This window comes from Pseudomonas sp. FW507-12TSA (assembly GCF_058781435.1).
This window is the reverse complement of record NZ_JBYSWT010000003.1, coordinates 18,574-30,610: the sequence shown is the minus strand read 5'-3', so window position 1 is coordinate 30,610 and position 12,037 is coordinate 18,574. Positions and strand designations below refer to the sequence as shown.

The 12,037-nt window shown below is 65.5% G+C and carries 12 protein-coding genes; 5 read left to right on the top strand and 7 right to left on the bottom strand.

The window, feature by feature from the left end:
* The coding region (locus AC3WK8_RS03845) for a molybdopterin molybdotransferase MoeA (protein ID WP_103326876.1) at positions 1-1,097 on the bottom strand (1,097 nt) is incomplete at its 3' end.
* A complete protein-coding gene (gene moaB, locus AC3WK8_RS03840; protein ID WP_103326874.1) occupies positions 1,094-1,633 on the bottom strand; it encodes a molybdenum cofactor biosynthesis protein B in 540 nt (179 codons plus the stop codon). The genes moaB and AC3WK8_RS03845, both read right to left, overlap by 4 nt.
* 225 nt (positions 1,634-1,858) lie before the next feature.
* Here moaB and mobA point away from each other — a divergent pair, with 225 nt between their 5' ends.
* From mobA to fdhD, 3 genes are all read left to right on the top strand, one after another.
* Positions 1,859-2,473 carry a molybdenum cofactor guanylyltransferase MobA gene (gene mobA / locus AC3WK8_RS03835; RefSeq protein ID WP_103326872.1) on the top strand — a complete coding sequence of 205 codons (615 nt, stop codon included), beginning with the start codon at positions 1,859-1,861 and terminating at the stop codon, positions 2,471-2,473.
* A gap of 96 nt (positions 2,474-2,569) precedes the next feature.
* Entirely contained in the window at positions 2,570-3,463 is an 894-nt protein-coding gene (locus AC3WK8_RS03830; protein ID WP_085597881.1) for a LysR family transcriptional regulator, read from the top strand.
* Positions 3,464-3,508: 45 nt separating this feature from the next.
* Entirely contained in the window at positions 3,509-4,333 is an 825-nt protein-coding gene (gene fdhD / locus AC3WK8_RS03825) for a formate dehydrogenase accessory sulfurtransferase FdhD (protein WP_053131256.1), read from the top strand.
* Between the two features lie 175 nt (positions 4,334-4,508).
* Here the strand turns inward: fdhD and moaE are convergent, their stop codons facing one another.
* The 5 genes from moaE to moaA are packed head-to-tail and all read right to left on the bottom strand — an operon-like array spanning position 4,509 to position 7,704.
* Positions 4,509-4,964: a molybdopterin synthase catalytic subunit MoaE gene (moaE, locus tag AC3WK8_RS03820; protein ID WP_022639464.1), complete on the bottom strand. Its 456-nt coding sequence runs from the start codon at positions 4,962-4,964 to the stop codon at positions 4,509-4,511.
* A gap of 3 nt (positions 4,965-4,967) precedes the next feature.
* Positions 4,968-5,219, bottom strand: a complete 252-nt coding sequence (locus AC3WK8_RS03815; RefSeq protein ID WP_022639465.1) for a MoaD/ThiS family protein — start codon at positions 5,217-5,219, stop codon at positions 4,968-4,970.
* Entirely contained in the window at positions 5,216-5,716 is a 501-nt protein-coding gene (gene moaC / locus AC3WK8_RS03810; RefSeq protein ID WP_103326870.1) for a cyclic pyranopterin monophosphate synthase MoaC, read from the bottom strand. Before moaC ends, AC3WK8_RS03815 begins: the two co-directional genes overlap by 4 nt.
* 42 nt (positions 5,717-5,758) lie before the next feature.
* Entirely contained in the window at positions 5,759-6,658 is a 900-nt protein-coding gene (locus AC3WK8_RS03805) for a bestrophin family protein (protein ID WP_103326867.1), read from the bottom strand.
* A gap of 47 nt (positions 6,659-6,705) precedes the next feature.
* A complete protein-coding gene (moaA, locus tag AC3WK8_RS03800) occupies positions 6,706-7,704 on the bottom strand; it encodes a GTP 3',8-cyclase MoaA (RefSeq protein ID WP_022639468.1) in 999 nt (332 codons plus the stop codon).
* A gap of 444 nt (positions 7,705-8,148) precedes the next feature.
* Here moaA and AC3WK8_RS03795 point away from each other — a divergent pair, with 444 nt between their 5' ends.
* On the top strand, positions 8,149-10,473 hold the full coding sequence (locus tag AC3WK8_RS03795) for an FdhF/YdeP family oxidoreductase (RefSeq protein WP_103326866.1): 2,325 nt from the start codon (positions 8,149-8,151) through the stop codon (positions 10,471-10,473).
* 127 nt (positions 10,474-10,600) lie between these two features.
* Entirely contained in the window at positions 10,601-12,022 is a 1,422-nt protein-coding gene (locus AC3WK8_RS03790; RefSeq protein ID WP_085597876.1) for a cytochrome ubiquinol oxidase subunit I, read from the top strand.
* The last annotated feature ends 15 nt before the right edge of the window (positions 12,023-12,037 follow it).

Genomic DNA, 12,037 nt, shown 5'->3' with positions numbered 1-12,037 from the left:
GTGGCCAGCAGGCCATCGAGTTCGTCATCGCGCCCCTGCTCCAGGCGCGCGCGCAGGTACTCTCGACGGCTGCCGGCCCGGGTCCAGTCGAAGGCCACCGGCACCATGACGCCCAGAGGCTCGACCTCGCCCACGCCCTGGATGCGCAGCAGGTAGGCACGGGCCAGCAGGCCGAAGGTCACCAGGGCCGAGGCCGGGTTGCCCGGCAGGCCGATCACCGGCACCTGGCCGAAGTAGCCCACGGTCAGGGGCTTGCCGGGCTTGATCGCCAGTTTCCAGAACAGCGGCCGGCCGCTGTCGCGCAGCACCTGGCCCAGGCAGTCGGCATCGCCCGCGGACACTCCGCCCGTGGTGAGGATCAGGTCGGCCCCATGCTGCAGTTGCTCGAGCCGTAGCCGGGTCTGCTGTGGCTGGTCCGGCAGGATCCCGGCATCGATCACCTCGCAGCCCAGGGCATCGAGCCAATGCCGGAGCAAGGTGCGGTTGCTGTTGTAGATGCAGCCTTCGCGCAGCGCCATGCCCGGCTCCAGCAGCTCGTCACCGGTGGACAGCAGCGCCACCCGGGGCTTGCGCACCACCGGCAACCGGGTACAGCCCTGGGCGGCGGCCACCGCCAGCTCGAAGGGCCCAAGGCGCGTGCCGGCCTCGAGCAGCACCTGGCCGGCGCGGTTCTCCTGGCCCTGGGGGCGGATGTTCTGCCCCGGCTTGAGCGCCTGGGTGAAACGCACCCGGCCATCATCCAGCAGCTCGACGTTTTCCTGCATCTCGACGCAGTCGGCGCCGGCGGGCACCGGGGCGCCGGTGAAGATCCGCGCGCAGGTGCCCGGCTGCAGCGGCGTACCGGGCCGGCCGGCGAACACCGTCTGCGCCACCAGCAGTGGCTGGCCGTCCCAGTGGGCAAGTTCCAGGGCGTAGCCGTCCATGGCGCTGTTGGGCCAGGGCGGCAAATCCAGGGTCGCCACCAGATCGCAGGCCAGGACCCGCTGCCGGGCCTGGTCCAGGGCCAGCTCCTGGCTCTGGTCCAGTTGCCGGGCATCGGCCATGGCCAGCAGGCTGGCCAGCGCCTCCTCTACCGGCATCAGCTTGCCCTGGCTCATCCGCGGGACTCGCAGGCTCGCACCGGCTTGAGGTGCGGGACGAAGTTGCACGGCCGGTGCCGGGCATCCAGCTGCTCGGCGAGGATGCCTTCCCAGGCGGTCCGGCAAGCGCCGGTGGAGCCCGGCAGGCAGCACACCAGGGTGCCGTTGGACAGCCCGGCCAGGGCCCGGCTCTGCACCGTGGAGGTGCCGATATCGAGGATCGAGATCGCACGGAACAACTCGCCGAAACCATCGATGCGCTTGTCCAGCAGGCAACCCACGGCTTCCGGGGTGCTGTCGCGGCCGGTGAAGCCGGTGCCACCGGTGATCAGCACCACCTGGATGCGCTCGTCGGCGATCCAGGTCGCGACCTGGGCGCGGATCTTGTACAGATCGTCCTTGAGCAGGTTGCGCTCGCTCAGGGTGTGCCCGGCTTCGAGCAAGCGGCTGACCAGCAACTGCCCGGAGGTATCGGTGGCATATTCACGGGTATCGCTGACCGTCAGCACGGCAATATTCAAAGGTACAAACAACGCATCCGCCTTCACGCTCATGTCACTCTCCGACCGCCAAGATAAAAATCATGGACCCAGGCTAAAGGCCGCAAAGCGCGGCTGTCTAATCGTTCTGGCTGACCGGATTATCGACCCGCTCTATCGTCGCCAGGCCCGTGCCAGGGCCTGATAAGCCTGATCGATCAGCCATTCGAATGTTCCGATTGGACGCCGCGGACAGACAATGAGATCGTGCCCGCCATCGACCTGACATGCCCGTGACCAATGACCCCGACCCGACCTGCCATCGCCACTCCCCTGCCCTGCTCGATCCTGCTGCTGGCAGGCGGGCGCGGATTGCGCATGGGCGGCCGGGACAAGGGCCTGGTGCCCTGGCGCGGCCGGCCGCTGATTGCCCATGTGCACGACGTGGTGCGGCCCTTGAGCGACGACCTGATCATTTCCTGCAACCGCAACGCCGAGCAGTACCGGCCCTACGCCGATCAGTTGGTGGCCGATGCCCAGCAGGATTTTCCCGGCCCGCTGGCCGGTGTCCTGGCCGGCCTGGCCCAGGCCCGGCACCCCTGGCTGCTGGTGCTGGCCTGCGATGCGCCATGCATCGATGGCGCCTTGATCGAGGCCCTGTGGCAAGCCCGCAGCGCTGGCGAACAACCGGTAATGGTGCAGCAGGGCGGCCAATGGCAACCCATGTTCAGCCTGTTGCCGACGCGGCTGCTGGGCGATCTGCGCCAGGCCTGGGACCAGGGCGAACGCAGCCTGCTGCGGGCCCTGCGCGTACAGGGCCTGACGCCCCTGCACTGCGCTGCCGACGATCCCCGGCTGAGCAATTTCAACAGCCCTGAACTACTGTCTGAAACACCCCCCGGCTCCCCGGCCTGAAGGCTGGCGGAACAGCCCGGGACGATCTTCGGGTCTTCCCACAGCTTGAACCTCTGCGTTAATACTGACGACGACCCTCCCACGACAGGTGCCATTGTGGACATCAAGCAACTGAAGTTTCTGATCGCGCTGGAACAGACCCGCCACTTCGGCCAGGCTGCCGCGCGCTGCCACATCACCCAGCCGACCTTGTCCATGCGCCTGCGCAACCTGGAGGACGAGCTGGACCTGATCCTGGTGACCCGGGGCCAGCGTTTCGAGGGTTTCACCGAGGCCGGCGAACGGGTGCTGGCCTGGGCCAAGACCCTGCTCGCCGCCCACGACGGGCTGTTCGCCGAAGCCGCCGCCTGCCGCGGGCAACTGGTGGGTAACCTGCGCCTGGGCCTGGTGCCCCTGAGCGGCTTCAACCCCATCGGCTACGTGCAGAAGCTGTCGGCGAGTTTTCCCGAGCTCAAGTTCAGCCTGTCGTCCGCAAGCTCCGACCGCATCATCGAGGAGATCGGCAACAACCAGCTGGACCTGGGGGTCTGCTACCTGGACCACGTCAATCCCAACTACCTGGACTTCTTCGAGATCGGCGAGACCCGTGTCGGCCTGCTGTACGACACCCGGCACTTTCATTTCGAAGGCAACGAGATGAGCTGGGAAGATGCCGCCGAACTGCCGCTGGGCATGCTCAGCACCGGCATGCACTATCGCAAGTCCATCGACTTGAGTTTCCGCAGCCGCGGCCTCAACCCGCAGCCGATCCTGGAAAGCGATTCGACCTACCAGCTGTTCCAGGCCATCCACGAAGGCTTCTGCTGCTCGATCATGCCCCTGGACAGCGGCCTGGATTCTCCGATCGAGAACCTGGCCTTCATCAGCCTGCCCGACGCCAGCGTGCTGGCGCCCCTGGGCATGGTGATGCGCAAGACCGAACCACGGTCGGCGATTGCCGAGAAGTGTTTCGCCGAAGCTCGCAAGCTGTTCGCGATCAAGGGCGAATGACCGTTTAGCGCGCCTGCGGGCGCACCAGTAGCAAGAGGTGGATGCATGGTTTGCCGGATCGAACAAGCGGATCAACAGCCCGAGGCCAACGCACCGGCCCCGGCGCCGCAAAGCGTGGCCTATCGCGAATACGGCTCGCCGCAAGAGGCCCACGCGCCCCTGGCCGCCGAGACCGCCCTGGCCATCACCTACAACGGCCTGAGCCAGGCAGTGATGATGGTGTCTCCGGGCAACCTGGAGGATTTCATCCGTGGCTTCAGCATCACCAACGATATCGTCACCGGCCTGGACGAGATCTACGACATTCGCCTGAGCCATTTTCCCCAGGCCTGCCAGGCCGACGTGCAGATTTCCAGCCGGGCCTTCTGGGCCCTCAAGGACCATCGCCGGCAACTGGCCGGGACCAGCGGCTGCGGCTTGTGCGGGGTCGAGGCCCTGGAGCAGGCCCTGCCGCAGCTACAGGTGCTGGAACCGACGCCACTGCCGCCGGTGGAACACCTGCAGGGCCTGCGCGAGCGCATCGAGCAAGCCCAGCTCATGGGTCGCAGCAGCGGCGCCCTGCATGCGGCGCTGTACTTCGATGAACAAGGAGAGGTGCGCCTGTGCCAGGAAGACATCGGCCGCCACAACGCCCTGGACAAGCTGATCGGCGCCCTGCTCCACGCCGGGATCGATACGCGCCTGGGCTTTACCGTGGTCACCAGCCGCTGCAGCCTGGAGCTGATCCACAAGGCCGTGCGGGCACGCCTGGGCACCCTGGTCAGCCTCTCGGCGCCCACCGCCCTGACCGTGCAGTGGGCCAACAAGCACCACCTCAACCTGATCCACGTCCCCCACCGCAGCCCGCCACGGATCTACAGCCCGGTGTAACCGCACGGCATTCCTGTAGCGCGTGAAGTCGCTCGCGCTGCAAGGCGCAACCTTGCCATCCGCCTTGGCCGGCGCTCGATCAGCTGTAGCGAGGATTCGGGTCTACGGCCTGCGCTGCCGAGCGGCAGCGAGCGCCCTCGCCACCCAGAGTCGGTTCCAGATCTACCGCAGGTGCTCAGGGTTGCTGCCAGCGGCTGGCGGCCTGCTGGTCGCTCGCACGGCCTTCGACCCAATGTTCGCCGCTGTCGGTGACTTCGCGCTTCCAGAACGGCGCGCGGGTCTTCAGGTAATCCATGATGAAGTCACAGGCCTCGAAGGCGGCCTGGCGATGGGCGCTGGCCACGCCGACGAAGACGATCGGCTCGCCGACCCGCAGCAGCCCGACCCGATGCACCAGCTCGACCCGCAGCAGCGGCCAGCGCTGCTCGGCCTGTGCCACGATGCCCCGCAAGGAGCGCTCGGTCATGCCCGGGTAATGCTCGAGGAACAGGCTCTGCACCGCCTGCCCCAGGTTCAAGTCGCGGACGTAGCCGACGAAAGTCACCACCGCCCCCACTGCCGGATCGCCAGCCTGCAGGGCGGTATTCAAGGCATCGAGGCTGAAGGCCTGTTGCTGGACCTGGATACCCATGCCTCAGCCCCCCGTCACTTGCGGAAAGAAGGCGATCTCGTCGAAGTCCTCGATGGGCGCGTCGAGCTTGCACAGGTCCTGGTTCAGCGCGCACATCAGGCTGTTCTCCCCCAGGACCCGGGCCCAGTTCTCGTCCCGAGCCATGAGCAACCGGCGCACATCGCCAACCGTGCGCAGCTCGGCATGCAGCGCCAGCTTCTCACCGCCGCTGCCCAGCTGTTCGCGATAGCGGGCAAAGTAGTTGATGAGGATCATGGCTGCTCTCCCGCGATGAATGAACCGGACTTGCCGCCGTGCTTCTCCAGTAGCCGCACGCCCTCGATGACCATGCCGCGATCCACCGCCTTGCACATGTCGTAGACAGTCAGGGCGGCGACGCTGGCGGCGGTCATCGCTTCCAGCTCGACCCCGGTGGCACCGTTGAGCCGGCAACGGGTGGTGATTCGCACCCGGTCCGGCGGCGCCGCGGCGAGCTCGACACTGACCCTGGTCAGCAGCAAGGGGTGGCACAGGGGGATCAGCTCGTGGGTCTTCTTCGCCGCCATGATCCCGGCGATCCGGGCCACGGCGAACACGTCGCCCTTGGGATGGCCGTTGTCCTCCAGCAATTGCAGGGTGGCCGGGTGCATCCGCACCCAGGCCTCGGCCAGGGCCTCACGGTCGGTGGCGGGCTTGGCGGTGACATCCACCATGTGGGCCCGGCCCTGGGCGTCCAGGTGGGTCAACGCGGGACTGGCGACAGCGTCGTTCATGTTCAACCTCAGGCAAGGGAAAGCCTGGCGACCCGGGACGGGTCAGCTCAGGACGTAGTCCACCGGTTCGAGTACCGGCGGCAGTTCGGTGACTCCCAGGGCATCGAGGATCTCGCGCTCGATGTTGCGCACGATGGCGTCCAGGGGCAGGTCGTTCTCGTCACGACCGAAAGGGTCTTCCAGCTCGTCGCCGATGGCGTCCAGGCCAAAGAAGGTGTAGCTGACGATGGCGGTGAAGATCGGTGTCAGCCAGCCCAGGGGCTCGGCCATGGCAAAGGGCAGCAGGATGCAGAACATGTAGCTGGTGCGGTGCAGCAGCAAGGTGTAGGGAAACGGCAACGGCGTGGCCTTGATCCGCTCGCAGGTGGTCTGCGCCGTGGTCATGCCCGCCAGCAGGTTGGCGATCAGCATGTAGCGCCACTCGCTCAGGCGGCCCGATTCGGCCAGGCCCGAACACTGGCGCGAGACCAGGCGCAATACGTTGTCGCTGAGGTTCGGGGTCGCCGCCGGCGGCAGCTGGCTGAGCCAGGTGCCTGCGACCCCCAGCTCGTCCTCCTGGCGCAGCCGGGCCTTGAGGGCATGGGCGAAACCGCACAGGTTGCGCAGGATCGCCCCGCGCTCCTGGGTATCGCCGATCACCTGGGTCTCGCGGATCAGCGAGCGCACGTCCGTGACGATACTGCCCAGGGCCTTGCGCGCCTCGTACCAGCGGTCATAGCAGGCGTTGTTGCGAAAGCTCATGAAGATCGACAGCGACAGCCCGAGCAAGGTGAAGGGCGTGGCGTTGACCTTGGAAAAGAACGCCGGGTGCAGGGTCTCGATCAACACGATGGCGGCGGCCAGCAGGGTCACCAGCAGGCTGCGCAGGGCGATGCGCTTGGCGATCGAGCCCTTGAGCGAAAACAGCACGCCAAGCAGGTTGGGTTTGGATCTGACGATCATCGAAGGACGGCCTCTGGACGATTCGGGCAAGCAAGGGATGGGGCCGGTCAGCCGCCGGTCATGTTCATGAAGCGCACTACCTGCACCTCATCGTTGAGCTCGAAGTGATGGCGATAGGGCTTGAGCTTCATGGCCTCGACGATGGCCTGTTCCAGGCGCTGGGTATCGCCCGGGTGGGCACGCAGCACGGCCTTGAGGTCCATCGAGTGTTCGTTGCCCAGGCACAGCAGCAAGCGCCCTTCCACGGTCAGCCGCACGCGGTTGCAGGTGCCGCAGAAGTTGTGGCTGTGGGGCGAGATGAAGCCCAGGCGGATCTGCGGTGCCTCGGCCAGGCGCCAGTAGCGCGACGGCCCCTGGGTCGATTCCGCCGACTCCATCAGGGTGTAACGCTCGGCGATCCGCTCGCGCACCTGGGCGCTGGAGAAGAAGGCATCGCTGCGGCTGTGTTCGCTGATGGCGCCCAGGGGCATCTCCTCGATGAAGGAGATGTCCAGGCCACGGTCGATGGCGAAGGCCACCAGGTCGTTAATCTGGTGGTCGTTGCGGCCCTTCATCACCACGCAGTTGAGTTTGGTGCGGGTAAAACCAGCGGCGTTCGCCGCATCGATCCCGGCCAGCACCTGGGACAGCTCGCCGGTGCGGGTCAGTTGGCGGAACAGCTGCGGGTCGAGGCTGTCCAGGCTGATGTTCAGGCGCTTGACTCCGGCATCGAACAAGGGCGCGGCCAGCTTGCCCAGTTGCGAGCCGTTGGTGGTCATGCACAGCTCGCGCAGACCCGGCAGCCGCGCAATGCGCCGGCACAGTTCGACCACCCCGGAACGCACCAGCGGCTCGCCACCGGTCAGGCGGATCTTGCGGGTGCCCAGGGCGACGAAACGCTCGGCCAGCTGGTACAGCTCTTCCAGGGTCAGGATGCGCTGGCGCGGCAGGAACTGCATGTCCTCGGCCATGCAATACACGCAACGAAAATCGCAACGGTCAGTCACCGACATGCGCAGATAGTCGACCCGGCGAGCAAAGCCATCCACCAATACTTGATCTGCCATCACAGCCTCTGTCGCCGATGCGAACTCATTGAATATTAGTTGAACTCCGACAGTGCAGCCGCGCTTGTCGCGAGTTATTGGCGGCAAGATTAAGAGCCATTCAAAAGGCCGTCCAATCGCTATTAACAACTGGTTGATCAAAAACATCTATCAAGCGCAAAACCATCAAGACAATTCACTCAACACATTGATTTCAAATGAATTAATACCCTGATAGAGGTTCTCGATCAACTGGTCATTAATTGCGATTAGACAGCCTGTACGGACGCCGAATAGGCTTTATTCGTGGCCCGAAAAAGGTCGCAAAAGTTACTCCACGCAAACAAACAGAACGGGGCTTATAACCAGTCCCAGCAAAATCGCATTTAGCCTGAGCAGTAAGAAACTATCGACATCCATTGAATGTCGGGCGGTTCCCTGCGTGCGATGTATTGGAGAAATATCATGAGCGAAGTTGATCGATACAAACCCTACAAGGGTGCGGCCGCCGGTTGGGGGGCACTGATGGCGGTGACCCGCAACTGGCTGGGCAGCGAGAACGCCTTCAAGAACATCCGCGCCATGCTCAAGACCAACCAGAACGGCGGTTTCGACTGCCCGGGCTGCGCCTGGGGCGAGTCGCCGGAAAACGGCATGGTCAAGTTCTGCGAGAACGGCGCCAAGGCGGTCAACTGGGAAGCCACCGGGCGCCTGGTGAACCCGGCATTCTTCAATAAGTACACGGTCTCGGCCCTGGCCGCGCAGAGCGACTACTGGCTCGAATACCAGGGCCGCCTGACCCATCCGATGCGCTACGACGCCACCCAGGACCGCTATGTGGAAACTACCTGGGACGAGGCCTTCGACCTGATCGCCAGCCACCTCAAGGGCCTGGACTCGCCGAACCAGGCCGAGTTCTACACCTCGGGCCGGGCCAGCAACGAAGCGGCCTACCTGTACCAGCTGTTCGTGCGCGCCTACGGCACCAACAACTTCCCCGACTGCTCGAACATGTGCCATGAAGCCAGCGCCGTGGGCATGTTCGAGAGCGTCGGGGTGGGCAAGGGCACCGTGGTGTTCCACGACCTGGAGCAGGCCGACGCGATCTTCGTCATCGGCCAGAACCCCGGCACCAACCATCCGCGGATGCTCGAACCGCTGCGCGAGGCGGTCAAGCGCGGCGCCCAGGTGATCTGCTTCAACCCGCTCAAGGAGCGTGGCCTGGAACGCTTCCAGCATCCGCAGCACCCGCTGGAGATGCTCACCAACGGCTCCGAGCCCACCTCCTCGGCCTATTTCCGTCCGGCCCTGGGCGGCGACATGGCGGCCTTTCGCGGCATCGCCAAGTTCCTCCTGCGCTGGGAGCGTGAAGCCCTGGCCAGCAATGGCGAAGCGGTGTTCGACCGGGCCTTCATCGCCGAACACACCTCGGGCCTGGACAGCTACCTGGCCGAGGTCGACGCCACGTCCTGGAGCCACATCGTCGAGCAATCCGGCCTGTCCCTGGCCGATATCGAACTGGCCGCCCGCATGTATCGCAAGGCCAAGCGCGTGATCATGTGCTGGGCCATGGGCCTGACCCAGCACACCCATTCGGTGCCGACCATCCAGGAAGTGATCAACGTGCTGTTGCTGCGCGGCAACATCGGCCGCCCTGGCGCCGGCCTATCGCCGGTGCGGGGCCACAGCAACGTGCAGGGCGACCGCACCATGGGCATCAACGAACTGGCGCCCACCGAGTTGCTGGACGCCCTGGAGGCGCGCTTCGGCTTCAAGCCGCCACGGGAGCACGGCCACAACACAGTGATGGCGATCTCGGCCATGGAACAGGGCAAGGCCAAGGTGTTCATCGGCCTGGGCGGCAACTTCGCCCAGGCGACCCCGGACACCCCTCGCACCCACGCCGCCCTGCGCAACTGCGAGCTCACCGTGCACATCGCCACCAAGCTCAACCGCAGCCACCTGGTGACCGGTCGCGAGGCGCTGATCCTGCCGTGCCTGGGCCGTACCGATATCGATATCCAGGCCAACGGTCCCCAGGGCGTCACCGTGGAAGACACCTTCAGCATGGTGCACATCTCCCATGGCCAGCTGCGGCCCAAGTCGGCACACCTGCGCTCGGAACCGGCGATCATCGCCGGCATCGCCAACGCCACCCTGGGCCCGCGCCCCATCGACTGGCTGTGGGTGATCGAAGACTACGGGCGCATCCGCGACCTGATCGCCGATACCATCCCGGGCTTCAGCGACTTCAACCTCAAGCTGCTCCACCCCGGCGGTTTCCACCTGGGTAACGCCGCGGCCGGCCGGCGCTGGAACACCGCCACCGGCAAGGCGCAGTTCACCCCCAGCGAACTGCCCGCGGACCTGGTCAACCCCGGGGTGCGCAAGCTCAAGGAGCAGCCGCAGCTGATCCTGCAGACCATGCGTTCCCACGACCAGTACAACACCACCCTGTACGGCCTGGACGATCGCTATCGCGGGGTCTACGGCATGCGCGAGGTGCTGTTCGCCAACGAACAGGACATCCGCAAGCTGGGCTACGAGCCGGGGCAGAAGGTGGACATCGTGTCCTTGTGGGAAGACGGCCGCGAGCGCCGGGTCAGTGGCTTCACCCTGATCGCCTATGACATCCCCGCCGGCCAGGCCGCCGCCTACTACCCGGAGACCAACCCCCTGGTGCCACTGGAGAGCTACGGCGACCGTACCTATACGCCGACTTCCAAGTTCATCGCCATCCGCCTGGAGGCGGCCCAGGCCAGCAACCTGATCCAGTCCGTCGGCGTCTGACCGGGCCCAGGCTCGGCACACCGCCCCGGCCTCCACTCGCAGCCCCCGCCCCCGTAGCGCGAACCCTTGCGATTAGCGGCGAACGGGCGGCGGCTGCACGGCATCCAGCCTTTACGAGGGTATCGTCATGTTTGATCTACAGGCACTGGACCTGGCGCGCATCCAGTTCGCGTTCACGGTCTCGTTCCACATCATCTTCCCGGCCATCACCATCGGCCTGGCCAGTTTCCTGGCCGTGCTCGAAGGGCTTTGGCTCAAGACCCACAACAACACCTACAAGGACCTGTATCACTTCTGGTCGAAGATCTTCGCCGTCAACTTCGGCATGGGCGTGGTCTCCGGACTGGTCATGGCCTATGAGTTCGGCACCAACTGGAGTCGTTTCTCGGACTTCGCCGGCAGCATCACCGGCCCCCTGCTGACCTACGAGGTACTCACCGCGTTCTTCCTCGAAGCGGGTTTCCTCGGGGTCATGCTGTTCGGCTGGAACCGGGTCGGCCGCGGACTGCACTTCTTCTCCACGGTGATGGTGGCCATCGGCACCCTGATCTCGACCTTCTGGATCCTGGCCTCCAACAGCTGGATGCAGACGCCCCAGGGCTTCTCCATCGTCGATGGGCGGATCATGCCCATGGACTGGCTGGCGATCGTCTTCAACCCGTCGTTCCCCTTCCGCCTGGCGCACATGGCCATCGCCGCGTTCGTCTCCACGGCGTTCTTCGTCGGGGCCTCCGGCGCCTGGCACCTGCTGCGCGGCAACGACACGCCGCAAGTGCGCAAGATGCTGTCGATGGCGCTGTGGATGGCGCTGATCGTCGCGCCGATCCAGGCGGTGGTCGGCGATGCCCACGGCCTCAACACCCTGGAACACCAGCCGGCGAAGATCGCCGCCATCGAAGGGCACTGGGAAAACCACGGTGACGAGCCCTCGCCCCTGGTGCTGTTCGGCCTGCCCAACATGGACGGCGAGAAGACCGACTACGCCCTGGAGGTGCCGTACCTGGGCAGCCTGATCCTGACCCACAGCCTGGACAAGCAGATCCCTGCGCTCAAGAGCTTCCCCAAGGAAGACCGACCCAACTCGGCCATCGTGTTCTTCAGTTTCCGCATCATGGCCGGGCTCGGCATGCTGATGATCCTCACCGGGGTGCTGGGCCTGCTGCTGCGGCGCAGCGGCGCGCTGTACCGCAACCGCTGGTTCCTGCGCCTGGTCCTGCTGATGGGCCCCACCGGGCTGATCGCCATGCTGGCGGGCTGGATCACCACCGAAGTCGGTCGCCAGCCCTGGGTGGTCTACGGCCTGCTGCGTACCAGCGATGCCGCGTCCAACCACAGCGTGATGCAGCTGAGCGTGTCCCTGGCGTTGTTCGTGCTGATCTACTTCTCGGTATTCGCCGTGGGCATCGGCTACATGATGAAGCTGGTGCGCAAGGGCCCGCAGCCCCACCACGAGCACCTGCCCGAAGCCACGCCGGCCCAGGAACCGACCCCGCGTCGTCCGCTGTCCGCCATCTCCGAGACGTTCGCGTCCGGCGATCACCACAACTGAAACAAGGGAAACGAT